The sequence below is a fragment of the Planctomicrobium mucosum genome (assembly GCF_051466335.1).
Taxonomy (GTDB): Bacteria; Planctomycetota; Planctomycetia; order Planctomycetales; family Planctomycetaceae; genus Planctomicrobium.
Genome location: NZ_CP195793.1, coordinates 2,364,051 through 2,381,632 on the forward strand (window position 1 = coordinate 2,364,051; position 17,582 = coordinate 2,381,632).

The following is a 17,582-nucleotide window of genomic DNA, read 5'->3' on the forward strand; positions in this document are numbered from 1 at the left end:
GCCAGAAGAAGTTTACCTGAAGAAGGTTAACAGCGCCAAAACAGGGCAGGGATGGAAATCGAGTGGAACCGGTCTCAAAGAAGTTAGACCAGAATGACGCAACGCCTTATTCGCCTGAATTAGCTGAGCGAGTGGCCGGCATCATATCACGTGGTAAGAAGAGTCGCCCTGGAGCGTTCAGCACATTCGCCTTTGCGATCAGCACTGCGGTATTGCTCTGGAGTTCGTTCACTCCTCTTGACTGGGGGCCGCTCGCCTGGATCGCACTCGTGCCGCTGTTGTGCCTTGTTCTACCAGCGAATCGAACTCGCTGGATGTATCGCACCGTTTATTTGGCAGGGCTGATCTATTGGTTGGCCACGCTGCAATGGATGCGACTCGGCGATCCCACAATGTACTTTGCGCTCATCGCCCTCTCTGCGTATCTCGCTTGTTACTGGTCGTTGTTTTTATGGCTTTGCCGCCTTTCCGTTCACCGTTTTCATTTTCCGTTACTGATCGCAGCACCTGCGTTCTGGGTGGGAATCGAGTATGCGCGGGCTTACATCTTTACTGGGTTTTCCTGGTATTACATCGCTCATACCCAGTATCGCTGGGTCGATTTCATTCAGATCAGTGATCTGTTTGGAGCCTATGGAATCAGTTTTGTTGTTGTGCTTGCCAACGCGGCATTGGTCCAACTGATTCAACCGAGTTTCCTCGTGAAGTGGAATCTCTGTTGGCCGGGAGAGCAGGGGAGTGCTGCCAATTGGAGCCGAGTTTCCAAACGAAACGGCATCGCAGTTTCCCTGTTGGCGGTCATGCTTGTGGTGTGTTACGGGATGGCGCGACGAAATGGAGAGAGTTTCCCGCTCGGGCCACGAGTTGCCCTGATTCAGGGGAACTTCGTTGCCAACGTTCGAAACAATACCGACGATCCTCGCGACATTTATATGAAGCATCGCAACCTGACCGGGGTGACCGTCGGGGATGCACCGGACTTCGTCGTCTGGCCTGAAGGGATGTTCCCATACGGTCTTTACGAAACAGAACAGGGAGTGACCGATGAGCAACTCGATCAGGTTGCCAGCGATATTCCCGTCCGGATTTGGCGCGATCGAGATACTCAGAAAGCACTCTCGGACATCGCTGAGATGGTCGATGCAGCCCTGATTATCGGTGCTTCAACTTTTGTCGCCGATCCAGCTAAGTACTCGATTTTCAATTCAGCGGTCTTCGTGCAGCCCGGTGTGGGCATGACGTCGCGCTATGACAAGAATCATCGCGTTCCCCTTGGAGAGTACATTCCGCTCCGAGAATTGATGCCGTTTCTGCAATCCTTGACTCCTTTCCGCGGGCGTTTTGGGATTGATCGGGGGACTGAAGGGGCGACATTCAAATGGCGTGATTGGGATTTGATCCCCATTATCTGCTTTGAGGACACGGTTCCTCATCTTGTTCGCCGGCTTTCGAACGAGGCGGGGGTGAATCAGGGGGATCAGAATCAAGTTCTGGTGAACCTCACCAACGATGGATGGTTTCATGGATCGAGCGAACTGAACCAGCATTTGATTACATCCCAGTTCAGAGCGATCGAAACCCGCACCCCGTTAGTTCGAGCAGTCAACACTGGGATTTCCGCTGTGATCGATGGAGACGGTGTCGTCCGCGATGCGCTGAAGTTTTATGACGCCAGCCCGCGGGACGATGGACTCCCGCTACGGGACTCGATGCGAGATCCAAAGACAGGTCGGCTTCACAAGCAGCTTGCCTGCGCGATCGTTGCCGATGTGCCGCTCGACCCTCGGACAAGCTGGTACGTGATGACAGGCGACTGGTTTGCGGCGGCATGTCTCCTCGCGGTGATCGCAGCGGCGCTGCTCGGGATTTTCCGCAAACAGCCTCCGCATGTTCTTGAGGATAAGGATGTTGCATGAGGCTCTTGTCTCAAGTCAGTCCCATGGAAGATCTGGCGTTTCATGTCCTGATGATTCCTGTGGGACTCTACATGATTCGATCCGGTCGAATTGCCATTGCTCGTAAAGAGTTTTCCTTGCGACGCCGGGCGGAACCGGTGCAGGGGACACGTGCGGTTGTCAGCGGCGTCATTACGATGCTCGGAGGTGCTGTGTTCCTCGGTCTGGCGACATGGCGATTGCTGAAAGCGTTTGTTTGGGGAAATCTGTAGTACATTTCTGGATTTATGCCGACACTTACTCAATGATCGGAAGTATGGTAATTTGTTGATGAGTTTTGAGCCGCTCGTCATCGGGTGAGAGCTCGCAGCAAATTGTAAACGTTGAGGAAATTCGGATGCTCACGCTCACTGGATCTGGGAAGACACATAGCTGTCATGGGCAGACTCGCCGCGATTTCCTGCAAGTCGGTGCGCTGGGCGCGTTTGGCCTCGGGCTTCCCCATCTTCTGGCAGCAAAAGAAGCGGGCGTGATCAAACCAGGTCACGATGAACGTGCCTGCATCATGATTTTCAATCTGGGAGCTCCCAGCCATCTGGATCTCTTCGACATGAAGCCGGAAGCTGCCGCTGAAGTCCGTGGTCCATTCAAACCGATTGACACCAACGTTGAAGGGATTCAGGTCAGCGAAATTCTGCCTGGCCATGCCAAACACGCCGACAAGTTTTCTTTTGTTCGCTCCTGCTACCACACCGGTGCTGCTGTCCACGATGCGGGCTGGCAGGTCATGCAAACCGGGCGAGTCTTTTCGGGTGGAGTGAATACACCTCACGCTGGAGCTGTGGCCAGCTATCTCAGTGGCCGCAAAACAGATCTACCTCCCTTTGTTGTGCTTCCAGAGCTGATGGGGCGGGGCGGTGGGAATCTTCCCAATGGACAGGCAGGCGGTTTTTTAGGCAAGGCTCACGACCCGTTCTCGCTGAACGCGAATCCGGCTCAAGAGAACTTCCGGGTTCCTGACCTTCTCCCTCCAGCTGAAATCGGGCAGATACGACTCGAACGTCGCAAGAAAATGCGGGATCTTGTTGATGGAGCAGTGGAGAATTTTGAGTCCTCCGAGTCTGCGTTGCTCCTGAACCAGAACTTTGAAGCTGCATTTCGAATGATGACGAGCCCTCAGGCTCGGGACGCGTTCGATTTATCGAAAGAGCCGACAGAAGTCCGCGAAAAATACGGAATGAACAGGCTGGGACAAAGTTGCCTTCTTGCCAGAAGACTCGTTGAAGCCGGTGTTCGGTTTGTGACCGTGAACTCCTTCCTGACTGTCTTCGATGAAATTACATGGGACATTCACGGGTCGAAGCCGTTTACGTCCATCGACGGGATGAAGAACATCGTCGCTCCGATGTACGATCAGGCATACAGCGCGCTCATTGAAGACCTCTATCAGCGAGGGATGCTCGATGACACTCTGGTCTGTAATCTTGCCGAGTTTGGTAGGACTCCCCGTGTGAATCCAGCGGGCGGGCGTGACCATTGGCCACAATGCTTCACCACCTATTTTGCGGGGGGAGGAGTGAAGGGGGGCCGTGTGGTGGGAGCCAGCGATCCAATCGGCGGTGTCCCTGCAGAGCGTCCCGTCGATCCAGGTGACATTCTCGCCACCATCTTCCATAGCCTTGGTTATGATCTGGAGGCACATCTCCCCGGTCCTGGAGGGCGTCCTTATCCACTTGTCGACTTTGGAAAGAGAGAAATTCACGAGCTGTTCTAAATCGCCGGTCATGAGGGTCTGCCGTTCCGGCGGCGATAAACGCAGCGTTTGAACGAGTTTTTGCCACCATTCGCCGCCACGCGCTCCTGAGATAGGGGCTAGAAGTGCAATGTCACCCTCGCGAAAGGGTAAGGAATGAGTAGATTCCCCAGTTTCGGGGAGAGGGAGAACGATTTCTCGGTCTTCCGATTACTCTTCTTCAAATCCTTTGGGGAGTTACATACACTGGGATGAGCGCAATCGCGTCGGATTCCCGAATTTCATTCAATGCGGACAGCTTCGAACTAGGGTGAGCATCGTGGCGGACTCAGACAACATTGATGACTACGAACTTCTCAATTGCGTCGCCACAGGAAGCGCAACGCAGATTTGGGAAGTTCGCAAGGGAGGATCGACCCAGACGCAGGCGATGAAAATTCTTTTGCCTGAAGCGTTTAAGGACGCTGAGGCCAAGAAGAATCTGAAGCACGAAGCGAACGTCGGGAAGTCGCTGGAGCACCCGAACATCATTCGGATTCAGGATTTCAAGATGACCCGTCAGCACGGGTACTACGTCATGGAGTATTTCCGCGGCGGTAACATCAAATCGTCCATCCGGAATGACCGTGCGCAGGTTCAGGCTAAGGCCAAGCGAATCACTGAGTGTATGGCCCAAGCACTGGCCCACATGCACGATAAAAAGTGGATTCATAAAGACGTGAAGCCGGACAACATTCTCTTTACCAAAGGGGGTGAAGTCCGACTGATCGATTTTTCTCTGGCGAGTCGGGCTGGTAGTGCTGTTGTCCACGCGATCTCTAAGAAATCGAACATCCTCATTCAAGGAACTCGTACGTATCTCGCTCCGGAACTGATTCGACGAGAAGTACTCACTCACTCCGTAGACATCTACAGCCTGGGGGTCACGCTCTATGAGATGATGACCGGGGTTCCACCGTTTCGAACTGCGAATCCGAACGATTTGTTGATGATGCACGTTCGAGATCGTCCCGTCGATCCTTCTGCGCACGACGACAACATCACGCCAGACGCGGATAAATTCATTCTGAAGTTGCTTGGAAAGCGTCCCAAGGAGCGCCCTGCAACGATGAATGAAGTCTTTGCGGAAGCGCGAAGCCTGAATTTTTTCAAAGTCGATCCATTAGAGCACGCTCGCGTCACTCGCGAAAAATTTTTGGCATCCGATGCCCAGATGCAGAACGACCGACTCGACAGTCGAATGGATGCTAAGCGGACTGCCGAGGGGGGCAATCAGGAAGCCCAGGCAAAACCGAAGAAAAAGATTGTTGTTCCACTCCCTGAACCGATGAAGCCAGCCAAACAACCAGCGGCAGCTGCACCCGTTCCAGCGCAGCCTCACAGCGGGAGCATGAACCCGTTTCCGCAGCCCAACTACCCTGGAATGTTCCCCGGCGGGGGAATGATGCCGGGAATGGGAATGCCACCGGGAATGCAAATGCCAAACGGACAAATGCCGGGAATGCCACCGGGATACCCGATGCAACCGGGGATGCCCGGACAGTTTCCAGGTTATCCGGGAATGCCGGGACAGTTTCCGGGGATGCAAATGCAGTACCCCCCTGTGCCGGGGCAACAGTATCCAGGGATGCCTCCAGGCCAGCCGTATCCAGGGATGCCGATGCCGGGAATGCCGGTCCCCGGGATGCCACAGGCTGGATTTCCGGGAGCAGTTCCACAGCCGCAAGTCCCTCAACCTGCTCCTCCAGTTCCGGTTGCGCCAAAACCGGCTCCTACGCAGAGCGCGGTCCCTGCACCTGCAGCCCCAAAACCTGCAGAGTCCATCACGTCGCTGGATGATCTGGATATTATGTAATTTCAGGCCAGCGTGATTTCAGATCCTTCTGACTTCACGCTGACTGAATGCGACCCATAAGCCATCGCCGGCGTTACAATTGCGAATGCATCTTTCTTTCTCTGAGGGGTGGCCTTTTCGCGTTTTCAACAGCCCATTACAGTTCACGTGTGCTCAACGGGATGTTTTGAGCCCGCCGTGTTCTTGATTGAATGAAATCTGATGTCAGCATTGATGCCGCTCCCTTTTGAAAAGCCGATCGTCGATCTCGAACGGCAACTCGTCGAGCTGGAAAATCAGCCAAACCCCAGCGCCAACGTTTTGGAAGTCATCCGCAATATGCGGACTGAACTCACCAAACTGCGCCGCGAAATTTACGACCAGCTGAGTCCCTGGGACATCGTTCGGGTTGCCCGCCACGAATCCCGGCCACAATCGCTTGATTACATCGAACTCGTGTTTGACGAGTTCGTCGAATTGCATGGCGATAAAGCCTACGGGGACGACCGTGCGATCCTTACTGGACTGGCGACGATCGACGACCGCAAAGTGATGTTGATCGCGCAGCAAAAAGGGCGAAACCTCGAAGAGCGAATCGAGCACAACTTCGGGATGGCCCATCCGGAAGGCTATCGCAAAGCACTCATGAAGATGGAGATGGCTGCCAAATACAAGCTGCCGATCGTCTGTCTGATCGATACTGCAGGGGCCTATCCGGGAATCGAAGCTGAAGAGCGAGGACAGGCTTACCAGATCGCGTACAACCTGCGTGAGATGAGCCGCATCGATACGCCAATCGTTTGCGTGGTGATCGGAGAAGGGGGGAGTGGAGGGGCGCTCGGCATCGGGATCGGTGACCATGTCGCCATGCTCCGCTTCGCGTATTACTCCGTCATTAGTCCTGAAGGCTGTGCGGGGATTCTTTGGAAGCATGCCCGTCACGCAGACAAGGCTGCAAACGCGTTGAGATTCACTTCCAAGGACTTGCTCGAATTCGGCATCGTTGATGAAGTGATCGATGAACCACTCGGCGGAGCCCACCGTGATCATCGGCGGATGGCCATGCTCATGAAGGCCAGCCTGAATGAAGCTCTCAAGAAGTTGGGCGAAATTCCGAAAGACCAGCTTCTCGATCGCCGCTATGAGAAGTTTCGCAAGATCGGACACTTCGAAGAGCAGGTGATCGCAGACGTCACCGAAGCAACGTAGTTCAACTGGCTCAGGTTTAGATTCACGAGCAGCATGATCAATGGGTCATGCTGCTCGTTTTTGTTTTGAAGGAATGGTTTCACACGTTCGGTTCCATTGAGAAGTGCGGCTCTCGGATCGAGAAGCGTTTCGATAAATTAAGGGGCGGCCAATTCTGTGATGCACACTCAAGCGAGGGGGGCTCCCAACGCTTCGGCGATTCCGGTTCGGACTGAGAAGTGAGAGCATCGGGAATAGGCACCAGCCCGATGACGCCGCAATTCGCCTTTTGAGTTTCCGGATCGACGTCGTCGGTCGACTGATCCGTCCGTGAAAATCCACTCGGTCTTCGGGGTGTTTCAGGCTTCGATTACACAGAAGCGGCTGATGTTCGCCGGCAGCAGCGATAGACCTTGATGAATCCAAATACATCGAAATTCGGGGATTTCCATGCCCGAACTGAACATAACGGACATTATCGGACGTTGGGGTATGGGCGCGATTTCAATTCGCAATCACCCTGCGATCGCCTTTTCGAGAGATTCTTTGCCCTGGTTTGGACGCAAGAGCCCTGTCGTCGAGGTCGACGCTCAGCTTGTCGGTTTGTCCTCGGAGGCGGCACATGGAAAGTTCTTGAGTGAATTGGTTTCATTGTTCACACCGAGCGCGGGCTTGGCTGGCCAAGTTCGCGGCGGCTCTTTACTGGGCAGTTCTGCCGCTGTTCAGTTCTGCCTGCAGTCGCTGCTGAACTTCAGCGGTTAGCTGATTGAAATTGATCCCTTGTTTTTGGATCTGGCTGAGAATGCGAGTCTCAATCGTGGCATTCATATTCGTCGAGGGATCTGGGTCAGGTTTTGTGCCGAGCAGATCTGCCTTCCAGTCTTGAAGGACCGCCTGAGAGACATTCGCGGGGACCCCCTGGATTCGACGTTGAATATCCTGGTTGATGTTCTGCAGATCCTGAGGAGCCTGTGAATAAACTCGTCCGATGTCGCTCATCAACGAATTGATCTGGCTGGTGCTTGTTGGCAGAGCTGGAACGGAGAACGGCATTGTCCCGCTGTTGGCACCTCCGGTGTTCCCGGAAACCGGCTTGCCCAGCTGCTCAAGTTTCTGGTCGAGATACTGCTGCAACTGCCCTGCCCCTGCGTTCACGATCTGCTGTTGAATCTCCGCTCGATCCTTCTCTGGAATCGACTTGATCAGCGAATTCAACTTCTCTTGTATCTGAGCGCGGTCTTGAGGGGCGGCGTTTTGAAGCGCACGATCAACGACTTGTTGTGACTTCGTATCGAAGACGCTTTGGAGCTGACTCCAGAGAGAATCAATTCCGGTGTTGCTACCGCTTTGTCCTGACGTTGGACGAAACGGATCGAAGGAACTGGGGAGCGAGGTCGATGGTCCAAGTGGAGAGTTGTCGTGATCATGATCGTGGTCATCGAACGGATCGTGCCCGTTGACCAGTGGCAGATCTGGGGAGTCCAGCAAATGGATATACTCCTCCAGTGCAACATGCAGCCTTTTGGGGAGGATCGGTTCGAGCCGATCCATGAGTATGGCACAGTAGCGCCCCGTGTAAGAATTCTTCAGAGCTGCTCGTGCGGATTGGGAGACCGTGACAATAAAGAAAGTCGCGATCAGTACCAAAAGCACCCCTTTGACGAGACCGAAGATGAATCCGAGATGGCGATCGAATTCCTTCAGTTTGCACTTCTCAAGAAAGTCATTGAGCATTCGGGCTGCGAGGAAGCACAATAGCGTGAATCCGAGATAGCTTCCCAGCATGATGACCCAGTTGTTCATCGGTGGGTCAAGATGCACGTACGGTCCAGCAGCTGCGGAGACGGCATCTGCGAACACGAAGCAAAGCACGATCCCAGCGAGACTGGCAATCTGGTAAATGAAACCGCGCATCGCTCCACGCAGCGCAAAGAAAATCAGCACTCCGAGTGCCAACAAATCAAACCACATCAGCATTATTGCGACTCCATTCACGTCACGAGGTCTCTTGAACGTCCTCGTTTCGGCCGGGATAGAGTTTACGATGGTGGGATTGCGACGGTAAAGGGAAATTTCGCGTTTGAAACGTCAATAACTCTTGTAGTGCAGAGATTTTTGGTCGAAACGACTCCGATTGATCGACTTCGCTACAGATCCACCACGTTTCTACACCAAGGACGTTCGCGTCGCCGAGCAAGCCGTCGGCCAATCCCCTGCTCCACTCGGTTGAAACCGAGAAAATTCTGGCGAATGTGTGGGATGATCAGAAACCGTTGAAATGAGATGCTTTGGGAGCAGGGGGACGATCTGCAGGTTTTCCATCAGCAAATAAAAAAGCCGCCGCTCCCAACATAGGTGGTGAGCGACGGCTTCAGGCTGTTGACTGGAACCGCTAGTGGGTCGAATTCGACTGCGGTCTTTGAAATGCCGAGAGAACTATTTCGCACCCTTCACAAAGTCCTCGAGTGCATCAATTCCGGCTTTGAGCGCTTCGATGCTTGTCGCAAATGAGAGGCGGACGTATCCGGGGGCACCGAAATCGTCGCCGGAGACGAGAGCCACGTGTGGAACTTCAAGAAGTGCGTCGCAGAATTCGCTGGCGTTGTTTGCGACTTTGTTCCCTGGAAGTTGCTTGCCGAAATAGCTACTGACGTTGAAGAACACGTAAAACGCCCCGCCCGGCTCAGCGAAACTCAGCCCAGGAATCGCCTTGATGCGATCAACGACATAATTGCGTCGTTTGGTGAACTCAACGAGCATTTCCTGAATGCTGTCCTGAGAAGCGTTCAGTGCTTCCACTGCCGCGTACTGGCTGATGCTGCACGGATTGCTTGTCTGTTGGCTTTGCAGATTGCTCATTCCCGCGGTCAGGTCAGCAGGAGCGAGAGTCCAGCCAATTCGCCACCCTGTCATCGCGTACGCTTTGCTAACTCCGCTGACGATAATGGTTAACGCCTTGACATCCTCTCCGAAAGTCGCGAACGAGCGGAACTCGGCGTCACCGTAGATCAGTTTTTCGTAGATCTCGTCGGAAAGCACCGGGATTTGGTGCTTTACAGCGACCTTTGCGAGTCCCTCGAGAGTCGCAACCGGGTAGGCTGCTCCCGTTGGGTTGCAAGGATTATTCAACAGGAGGAGGCGGGTTCGATCGGTAATTGCAGCCTCAAACTGTTCCGGGGACAAGCAAAAGCCACTTTCCTGAGTCGTTGGAACGAGTACCGCTTTAGCTCCGGTCAGTTCGACCAGCGCGCTGTAACTCACCCAGTAGGGAGTCGGAATAATGACTTCGTCCCCGGGCCCGCACATTGCAGCAAGTACGTTGTGGATCGCGTGTTTTGCCCCGTTGGTCACCACGACCTGAGACGGCTCATACTTCAAATTATAGTCACGCAGGTAGGCAGTGCAGATGGCTTTTTTCAGCTCGGGAATGCCGGTCGCGGGAGTATAATGGGTATGCCCAGCATCCATTGCGGCTTTGGCAGCATTGCAGATGTGTGCTGGAGTAGGAAAATCCGGCTCTCCCAGCGTGAACTCATGCACGTTCACACCAGTTGCTTTAAGTGCTTTGGCCTTCGCGGCTGCTGCGATAGTTGCGGATGGTTTGAGTGATTGGACAGCTGCTGAAAGTCGCATGGGTGACAGTCTGGGTCTGGAACCGGATTTTGACCGGTTTGAGGGCGCAAATCGACAACTGCAGACTTTCGCAAGTGTCGATTCAAAACAGTTCGTTCTCGCGATTCTTGAATGGACAGCATTCAGAATCAAGCGAGCAGCCAACATTCATCGAAACGATCCACACGAGCCGATGCTTTGAATCGCTTGGCAAGCAGGGTTCCGATTCAGATTTTGCATCGAACGACTCGGTGTCGGAGTCCCAACAGCTCACGTGACAGTCCCCTGTTCACAGGGGATCGACGCGTCACTTCCACTGGCATTCCGATGCATTGTTGCTACCTGAGTGGAAAGCCGAGTTTAAATTTCTCATAAAATCCGGTGAATGCATGTAGATGTGCGATGATTTCCTATGAAACTGGATGAATCTTATCGCAACACATCTTGCAACCGTCACTCTGTCGAATTAAATCAATTGAGATAGAGAGGTCAGGGACTGAACAATGAGACACATTTCCGATTATCGGGAGCAATTAAAAGAGTGGCTCCCCCCGACGTCGCTCAAAGCAATCCGTGAGGAAGTGGTTGGGCTGGCCGAGTCTGTATTCGGGGATTCAGTTTCCAATTTCCGATTTGCACCTGATCCGAAAATGGATGTTGCCGAGACGGCCCGCTCTGTGGAAATCACGATCGAGCTCCCAGGGGTTCGAAAAGAGGACATGGATCTGCAGGTCACCGAAACCTCATTGACCATCAGTGGTGCAAGATCGCAGGGAGTTTCAGCAGAACTGGACGAGCGAAAGTTCCATCGAGTCGAACGGCCGACCGGAAGCTTTTCTCGAACCATCTCCCTCCCCTCCCCCGTCAACGCTGCGGAAATCGACGCTCAACTGGTGGCAGGAGTGTTAAAAGTGGTGCTTTCGAAAAGGGCGGACTCCATTCCAAGAAAAGTTGAAATCAAAGAGACACAGCTTTAATAAATCGGGTTTAAAATCAATTAGGGCCGGTTTGCCGCCAATGCCGTTGAGAGAGACCTCGGACCAAAATCCCAACGTGTACGCGACAGGCAATGTCCACTCCCTACTCAAGGGAATTCAGGGCAATCTTCGTTTTGAGTTCGCATCTTCAATTGAAGCTTGTTTCGGGTCACTCCACGATTCCGGCGGCGTTCTAGCCGTTATTTCGTCATAGAGACTGGACTAGGGTTGCCATGACAAAGCTATTGGTGGTTGACGATTCTGTCATTGACCAGAAGATTGTTTCAGGGCTGTTGCAACGGCAGACCGGATGGCTGGTGGACATCGCTTCCAATGGAAAGGAAGCCTGTACTTACCTCGAAAATCATCGGGATCAGCTTCCAGATCTCGTTCTCACTGACATGCTCATGCCAGAGATGAATGGTCTGGATTTGATGAGAAACATCAGAGATAAGTTTCCCCTGCTCCCCGTTATTCTCATGACCGCTCAGGGGAGCGAGACTGTCGCGGTAGAAGCTCTCCAGCAAGGGGCAGCGAGCTACGTTTCCAAGATCAACTTCGCGTCGTCGCTCATCCAAACCGTTCAGCAGGTGTTGAATGTGGTTGGAGATGATCGCACGAAGAGAGATTTGCACCGCTGCATTCGCGGTGTTCGTTCTGAGTATATTCTCTCCAATGAAACTCACTTGCTCGTTGCGTTGGTCGCGCATATACAGGAAACCCTTCGCAACATGGAGGTGCTCAGCGAGAACGAACGCCTTCGGACAGGGATCGCTCTGGAAGAAGCTCTGTTCAACGCTGCCTATCACGGAAATCTGGAGGTGAGTAGTGATCTCCGACAAAATGATCAGGCCGAGTTCTATGACCTGATTCAGAAACGCAATGCAACTGCGCCGTACATGCATCGCCGTATCATTGTGAACATCTCGATTGATGAGTCAGGCCTTGAATACACGATTTGTGATGAAGGACCCGGTTTTAATCCGGACGATCAACCAGATCCGACTGACCCAGCAAACCTCGACAAACCAAGCGGGCGAGGACTGCTTCTGATGAGAACCTTTATGGACGAAGTTCAATTTAATGCAAAGGGGAACGAAGTGAGGATGACGAAGCGGTATGTGCGGATTTCTACTGCACCGGCCACCTCCTCCCCTGCCCCGCTGGAACTTGCATTCTGATCTCTGGAGCACGCCCTCGGTCTCGAGGAGACTTTGCTCCGATGTTCATTGGTAGAGAAAGTCGCTTCACGCGATTCCCAGTGCCCGACGTTTTTCCATGATGAACGGGATGTGATGTTCGATGTGGTTCGTCACTCGATTCAGCAGGACTTCCAAAGTGAGCGGTCCGTCATGCAAGTGATTCCCTGTCCGCTGCAGGATGGAATCAGGGTGGCTTTTTAAGATACGGGTAAGTTGTTGCCGGGTGGCTCGGATCAGTGCCAGTTCTTCACTGATGTCACGCGATTCGTAGGAGAGACTCGCTGCAAACAGATCCGGGTCTCCGGGGATGAGCGAAGCGGACTCCTCCGCGATGATTCTTTTGATGCGGTCCGCATAAATGGGCTCGAAATCGGCGATGTGGCAGACCACTTCGAGCGCTGACCATTTCCCCGCAACTGGTCTGGCTGTCAATTGTTCCAGCGTCATCCCGGAAACAGTGCTTTCCAGAAGCGAAATTCCGGCGAGGTAGCGATCTATCTTTTCTGCATACAACATGTTGAATTCCTGCTGATTTGGGGTTTGCGGAGTGTCCTCGACACCTGAATACGTTGGAAAAGTGACTGAACCGCCGATATCCGTTCGAAGGATACCGATAATTTTTCATCAAATCTCTCGCCAATTTTTTATGGGAATAGTCGGCGTCGAGTGATTTTTTGCTCGGCGATTTTCGTGCAAAACTCCCATTACAGGCCGGCAATTGGGGGGGAGCATCCCGATCAAGCCGCCTTCTCGGGGGAGAGGACTAGAAATTCGCTGGTCGTCGACTTGCATGGAAATTTGTCGGTATGAAGATTTTCGGTCGGTTGTAACAATTTGTTTTGTAAGAGGTTGCGTGAATATTTCGATTGCATGTCTGTCGGAATGATCCGTCCCTTCCAGAATTCGATCATTGTCCCGATTGGTCCTGTTTGGAGTCTTAGGGAAAGTTTGTTGATTTTTTTGATTTCAACTCATTTAACGACGCTGAAATCGTCGATGAACAATATGAGTCGCTTTCCAACAGTTCTTCTGGAACTCTGCGAAAGACATTGTAGTCCTCCGGGCTACTTGACAGTAAGTTGCTGTTGCATTTACAGTTGAGTGCAGACTGCCAGCGTCAGTCGCCAGCAATTCGAACGTCAGGAACAGCCGGGAGTGGCCAAACGTGACCAAAAAAGAAATCGTCAAAACGATCTCAGAAGAATGTGGTCTGACTCAACTCAAGACGAAGGAAATCGTCCAAAAGACGTTTGAAGCCATCATTGAGACCTTGGTGTCGGAGACTCGCATCGAGCTTCGTAACTTTGGTGTCTTTGAAGTGAAGAAACGAGCCGCCCGGAAGGCTCGTAACCCTCGTTCAGGCGAGCGGGTAGATGTTCCGGAAAAATTTGTAGTGACTTTCAAGCCTGGTAAAGAGATGGAAGAACGGGTGTTGCAGCTTCAGGAAGAAGCCGCACGCAAAGCTGCACAGGCAGCCAGCCCTGAATCCGTCGCACCAGTCTCTGAGGTTCCTGCAAGTGAGCCAGTGAACCCATCATTTTCTGCGTATACACCGCAGCAGACTGATGGTCAGCAGCTATAGACAGTTCATTCTGACGTTTCGTCATGTGTGAATTGTCGAGGCCGTGCTCGATCAACCTACATGTGAAGTCCGGAGTTGCATCAACTCTGCTTCCTGATTCCGGATACAGAATTCAGGAAAAAGAGGATCAGCTCCAGATCTGGATAAACGTCAGTTTGTAAGCGATCGTTCCAGTGCAGGACGACGACTGTCTACTGTCCCGCGTTGCGGAAGCAACTGCGGACTCACGGAGGAGACTCATGCGGAAATTGTTCCTGCTGTTTGCGATGACCGCCACGATGACGGCTCAGTCTGGATGCGTGATCCCCATCTGGAGTGCATCTCCGGATGATCGGACGCGACAGATGATTTACCAGTCGGAGAACTACCGACAGATTCCCGAAATTTGGGAACGTGCCTGGTTTCTGGATATGCCAGACCTGGCAACGCCATTCCGAACTCACGGGGGCGTGATCTAAGGATCCGTCTGATTTGAGACTTTCCCCACTCCCCTGCTCTGATCGCGCCGGGAGTGAGGGGATTTCCATCGATCCGAAGAGTCATATTTGATTCAGTTTGAATAGCTGCCCGGACCATATTCCGGGCAGCTATTATTCTTTGACAGACTCGAACTTCGACTCGCCTTAAGCCGTACTGCTCCACGCAGACGTCTACGTTGCAGTGGTCGATCTCTTTCCTGACCGCCTGGTTCTGAAATGGCAGAAACGATCCCCCGCACTCTGAGTGTTTCGTTCATCGCCATCGGGCTGGCCTTCTCCTCTTGAAGGATCTTTCACTGACGCTCTGTGCGTGGGGCCCAAGGGAGCTATCGCTGCAAGTGTCATCCAGCAGAGCGAGTCGGCGTCTGCTTCCACTCGCCACACATCATGTTTTATGTTTGAGTGTGTTTGTGTGTTGTGATGTGATCAAAGTCTGCAGGATGGTGCCATGCAAGAAGTTTTCAACGCGACCGATGCCGTATTGGAGAGCCCCTTCCAGATTCGCTGCCTTACTGTTCAAAGCGCTGATCATTGGCAACTTTCAGAACTCGTTTGGGAAGGGACTTCTGCACACGTCGGGGCCACCTTCTTCTGCGATTATGGAGCCCCGTGGACCAATTCAAATCTCCTGCGTATCGAAACCTATCAGTTACCTGCGGGAAAGAGTGAATTCGATAAACAACTTGAGTGGTACACTCGCGACAGAAAGAGTCGTCGAATCAAGCTTGCAGACGGAGTTCTTTTTGGCGAAGAGATGCTCCACATTGAGGATTTCGGCAGTGAATGGACTGTCGATGCTTTTGCGCTGTCCAAGGGTGAGGTCATCCGCATTTATCAGTCAAAGAAATTTGCGGTCATCTTTCGGATTCTGGCCCGCCCAGGATCAGGGAGCTCGGCACGTCCAGCGACACTGTTGAATCATCCTCTCTTTTGCCGATTACCCGAAGACATCACTTTCAGTCCTGACACTTGGCAGACAAAAGCTCCTGGGCTGACATCTACGCATGGTGCGAATCAGGTTGTCGAACTCCCACTTTCGCGCGCAGATAAAATCGAACTTCAAAAGTGTGTTCAGGCTGCTGAGAAGAGACTCGGGATCGCACCTTCAACTCCAGTGGCTGATCGGATCAAGTTGATTGAGAAAGAGGTGGAACGGGCAAGAACCGATCGCAAACTCAATCAAGAAAGCCGTAATGAATTGGCGGCGGAACTCGGATTCGCCCTCGGCAAGTGCTTTTCTGATGCGCTCAATTGGGACTGGAACAGGTTGGAGTCGGTTGAGCATTCAGACAACATCTACATTTGTCATCCGGATCGACGGATTGTGGCCTCGCCAATCGAATGGATCTCAGGCCTGCTCTCTTCAAAGAAACAACCTGTGAACTGCCTACTAACATTCAATCTGATTGAAGCCGACAATCTTCCGCCGACCCGCCCGGGGGCTTACCTGCGAATCGGATAAATCACATCGGCAAACAGAGACGATGTCTGCGTAGAATCGGCATCACGCACTGCGTGCTAGATGAATGGCGGATGTCTCTGTCGCAAATTGGGACGGTTTAATCGTCCCGCTCCACTGCACCGCCAAACTTTCCGTGAAAAGAGTGGCAGGCAGCAACTAAGAGAAACGATTCACTGAGGCAATGATTCATTTCTTAATCGTGTGAATCGTAGGAATGCCGCATTCAAAAGAAACTCGGTTTAGGCGCGTCGAATCTTCTCTTGCCCTTTCACCACTTTGCGGGTGGCGTTGCGGGTGTCGAGCACCATTCGTGAATGCTCTACGATGAAATCGTAATCGTAGGCACTATGGTCCGTCGCGATGAGCACACAATCCTGCGCTGCCAGGTATTCAGCAGTCAGTGGCTGGCTTTCGAGATCTGGTAACTTATGAGCACGAGTTTCGGGAAGCACCGGAACGTGAGGATCGTTGTAGGAGAGATCCGCGCCGAGGTGCATGAGAAGCTGAATCAGGACGAATGATGGGCTTTCACGGGCATCATCAACATCCTTCTTATAGGCCACTCCCAGCATGCAAATCTTGCTCCCACGAATCGGTTTGCCGACATCGTTCAGGAACTCGGAAAGCCGGCCAATCACATATTCTGGCATCCGCGAATTCACTTCCCCGGCGAGTTCGATGAACCGAGTGGAAAGTCCTTGCCGGCGAGCCAGCCATGTCAGATAAAACGGATCGATGGGAATGCAGTGACCTCCCAGTCCCGGTCCGGGGTAGAAAGGCTGAAACCCGAATGGTTTCGTTTTGGCTGCTTCGATCACTTCCCAGATATCAATTCCCATTCGGTCGAACAGCATTTTGAGTTCATTCACCAAGGCAATGTTCACTGCCCGGTAAGTGTTCTCCAGAATCTTCGCTGCCTCAGCGACTTCTGTAGAGCGCACGGGAATAATCTGAACGACCGCATGTCGGTAAAGAGCACATGCGAGTTCCAAGCTGGTCTCGTCCAAACCGCCAACGACTTTGGGGATCTTGGCAGCTGAATAAACCGGATTGCCTGGGTCTTCACGCTCCGGGCTGTAAGCGACGAAGAAGTCGTCGCCGACAGTCAGGCCCGATTCCAGAAGAATCGGGAGAAGAACGTCGCGGGTCGTCGTTGGATAAGTCGTGCTTTCCAGAACGACAATCTGCCCTTTTCTCAGCACGGGGGCGATCGTCTTCCCTGTCCCGATAATGAAGGACATGTCTGGATCGCGACTGTCTGTCAGTGGAGTCGGAACGCAGATGATAATGGCGTCTGGTTCGCTGAGCCTCTTCTGGTCGGAAGTCGCTTCGAATTTCCCGGACTCTTTCCATTGGCTGACGCGCGTGGAAGAGACGTGCTTGATGTAGCTCTGCCCTGAATTGAGCTGTTTGACCTTACGATCGTCGACATCGAATCCAATTGTTTGAAAGCCGGCATTGATGAATGCATCCAGCAGCGGCAGTCCGACGTATCCCAGCCCAATCACACCGATGAGTGCCTGACGAGACTCCAGTTTCCCCAGCAATTCCTGCGACATGATTGGCTCTATTTTGATTCTGTATCTAATCTGGACCAT

Annotated in this window: 14 protein-coding genes; 10 read left to right on the top strand and 4 right to left on the bottom strand. The window is 52.8% G+C overall.

Annotated features, from left to right (window positions below; translation table 11 throughout):
- Window positions 1–62: 62 nt before the first annotated feature.
- From lnt to SH668x_RS09595, 5 genes are all read left to right on the top strand, one after another.
- Window positions 63–1,916: an apolipoprotein N-acyltransferase gene (gene lnt, locus SH668x_RS09575; protein ID WP_437188468.1), complete on the top strand. Its 1,854-nt coding sequence runs from the start codon at window positions 63–65 to the stop codon at window positions 1,914–1,916.
- The gene (locus SH668x_RS09580; RefSeq protein WP_437188469.1) at window positions 1,913–2,167 is read left to right on the top strand and encodes a hypothetical protein; all 255 of its coding nucleotides are present in this window, start codon (window positions 1,913–1,915) and stop codon (window positions 2,165–2,167) included. Before lnt ends, SH668x_RS09580 begins: the two co-directional genes overlap by 4 nt.
- Before the next feature lie 125 nt (window positions 2,168–2,292).
- Complete coding sequence (locus SH668x_RS09585) at window positions 2,293–3,669, top strand: DUF1501 domain-containing protein (protein ID WP_437188470.1); 1,377 nt, start codon at window positions 2,293–2,295, stop codon at window positions 3,667–3,669.
- A 298-nt stretch (window positions 3,670–3,967) separates the two neighbouring features.
- The gene (locus SH668x_RS09590) at window positions 3,968–5,503 is read left to right on the top strand and encodes a protein kinase domain-containing protein (protein WP_437188471.1); all 1,536 of its coding nucleotides are present in this window, start codon (window positions 3,968–3,970) and stop codon (window positions 5,501–5,503) included.
- Between the two features lie 201 nt (window positions 5,504–5,704).
- Entirely contained in the window at window positions 5,705–6,691 is a 987-nt protein-coding gene (locus tag SH668x_RS09595) for an acetyl-CoA carboxylase carboxyltransferase subunit alpha (RefSeq protein WP_437188472.1), read from the top strand.
- A gap of 678 nt (window positions 6,692–7,369) precedes the next feature.
- Here the strand turns inward: SH668x_RS09595 and SH668x_RS09600 are convergent.
- Together SH668x_RS09600 and SH668x_RS09605 are read right to left on the bottom strand one after the other, a co-directional pair.
- Window positions 7,370–8,647 (bottom strand): CvpA family protein, encoded by a 1,278-nt coding sequence (locus SH668x_RS09600; RefSeq protein ID WP_437188473.1) that lies wholly within the window; start codon window positions 8,645–8,647, stop codon window positions 7,370–7,372.
- A 459-nt stretch (window positions 8,648–9,106) separates the two neighbouring features.
- A complete protein-coding gene (locus tag SH668x_RS09605) occupies window positions 9,107–10,303 on the bottom strand; it encodes a pyridoxal phosphate-dependent aminotransferase (protein WP_437188474.1) in 1,197 nt (398 codons plus the stop codon).
- 482 nt (window positions 10,304–10,785) lie between these two features.
- On the opposite strand from SH668x_RS09605, the gene SH668x_RS09610 reads away from it, so the two are divergent.
- Window positions 10,786–11,259: an Hsp20/alpha crystallin family protein gene (locus tag SH668x_RS09610; protein WP_437188475.1), complete on the top strand. Its 474-nt coding sequence runs from the start codon at window positions 10,786–10,788 to the stop codon at window positions 11,257–11,259.
- Between the two features lie 233 nt (window positions 11,260–11,492).
- Window positions 11,493–12,440 carry a response regulator gene (locus SH668x_RS09615; protein WP_437188476.1) on the top strand — a complete coding sequence of 316 codons (948 nt, stop codon included), beginning with the start codon at window positions 11,493–11,495 and terminating at the stop codon, window positions 12,438–12,440.
- Between the two features lie 66 nt (window positions 12,441–12,506).
- Here SH668x_RS09615 and SH668x_RS09620 read toward each other — a convergent pair whose 3' ends face one another.
- Window positions 12,507–12,977, bottom strand: coding sequence for a DinB family protein (locus SH668x_RS09620; RefSeq protein WP_437188477.1), 471 nt, complete (start codon window positions 12,975–12,977; stop codon window positions 12,507–12,509).
- 649 nt (window positions 12,978–13,626) lie between these two features.
- Here SH668x_RS09620 and SH668x_RS09625 point away from each other — a divergent pair.
- The 3 genes from SH668x_RS09625 (at window position 13,627) to SH668x_RS09635 (ending at window position 15,984) form a co-directional block, all read left to right on the top strand.
- Window positions 13,627–14,043: an HU family DNA-binding protein gene (locus tag SH668x_RS09625; protein ID WP_437188478.1), complete on the top strand. Its 417-nt coding sequence runs from the start codon at window positions 13,627–13,629 to the stop codon at window positions 14,041–14,043.
- A 239-nt stretch (window positions 14,044–14,282) separates the two neighbouring features.
- Entirely contained in the window at window positions 14,283–14,501 is a 219-nt protein-coding gene (locus SH668x_RS09630) for a hypothetical protein (RefSeq protein ID WP_437188479.1), read from the top strand.
- A gap of 469 nt (window positions 14,502–14,970) precedes the next feature.
- The gene (locus SH668x_RS09635; protein WP_437188480.1) at window positions 14,971–15,984 is read left to right on the top strand and encodes a hypothetical protein; all 1,014 of its coding nucleotides are present in this window, start codon (window positions 14,971–14,973) and stop codon (window positions 15,982–15,984) included.
- 239 nt (window positions 15,985–16,223) lie between these two features.
- On the opposite strand, the gene SH668x_RS09640 is transcribed toward SH668x_RS09635, so the two are convergent.
- Complete coding sequence (locus tag SH668x_RS09640) at window positions 16,224–17,543, bottom strand: nucleotide sugar dehydrogenase (RefSeq protein WP_437188481.1); 1,320 nt, start codon at window positions 17,541–17,543, stop codon at window positions 16,224–16,226.
- Between the last annotated feature and the right edge of the window lie 39 nt (window positions 17,544–17,582).

Coding starts and splice junctions, on each gene's coding strand:
- SH668x_RS09580 (WP_437188469.1), top strand. CDS start 1,913: ATGAGGCTCTTGTCTCAAGTCAGTCCCATGGAAGATCTGGCGTTTCAT.
- SH668x_RS09585 (WP_437188470.1), top strand. CDS start 2,293: ATGCTCACGCTCACTGGATCTGGGAAGACACATAGCTGTCATGGGCAG.
- SH668x_RS09595 (WP_437188472.1), top strand. CDS start 5,705: ATGTCAGCATTGATGCCGCTCCCTTTTGAAAAGCCGATCGTCGATCTC.
- SH668x_RS09600 (WP_437188473.1), bottom strand. CDS start 8,647: ATGCTGATGTGGTTTGATTTGTTGGCACTCGGAGTGCTGATTTTCTTT.
- SH668x_RS09605 (WP_437188474.1), bottom strand. CDS start 10,303: ATGCGACTTTCAGCAGCTGTCCAATCACTCAAACCATCCGCAACTATC.
- SH668x_RS09610 (WP_437188475.1), top strand. CDS start 10,786: ATGAGACACATTTCCGATTATCGGGAGCAATTAAAAGAGTGGCTCCCC.
- SH668x_RS09615 (WP_437188476.1), top strand. CDS start 11,493: ATGACAAAGCTATTGGTGGTTGACGATTCTGTCATTGACCAGAAGATT.
- SH668x_RS09620 (WP_437188477.1), bottom strand. CDS start 12,977: ATGTTGTATGCAGAAAAGATAGATCGCTACCTCGCCGGAATTTCGCTT.
- SH668x_RS09630 (WP_437188479.1), top strand. CDS start 14,283: ATGCGGAAATTGTTCCTGCTGTTTGCGATGACCGCCACGATGACGGCT.
- SH668x_RS09635 (WP_437188480.1), top strand. CDS start 14,971: ATGCAAGAAGTTTTCAACGCGACCGATGCCGTATTGGAGAGCCCCTTC.
- SH668x_RS09640 (WP_437188481.1), bottom strand. CDS start 17,543: ATGTCGCAGGAATTGCTGGGGAAACTGGAGTCTCGTCAGGCACTCATC.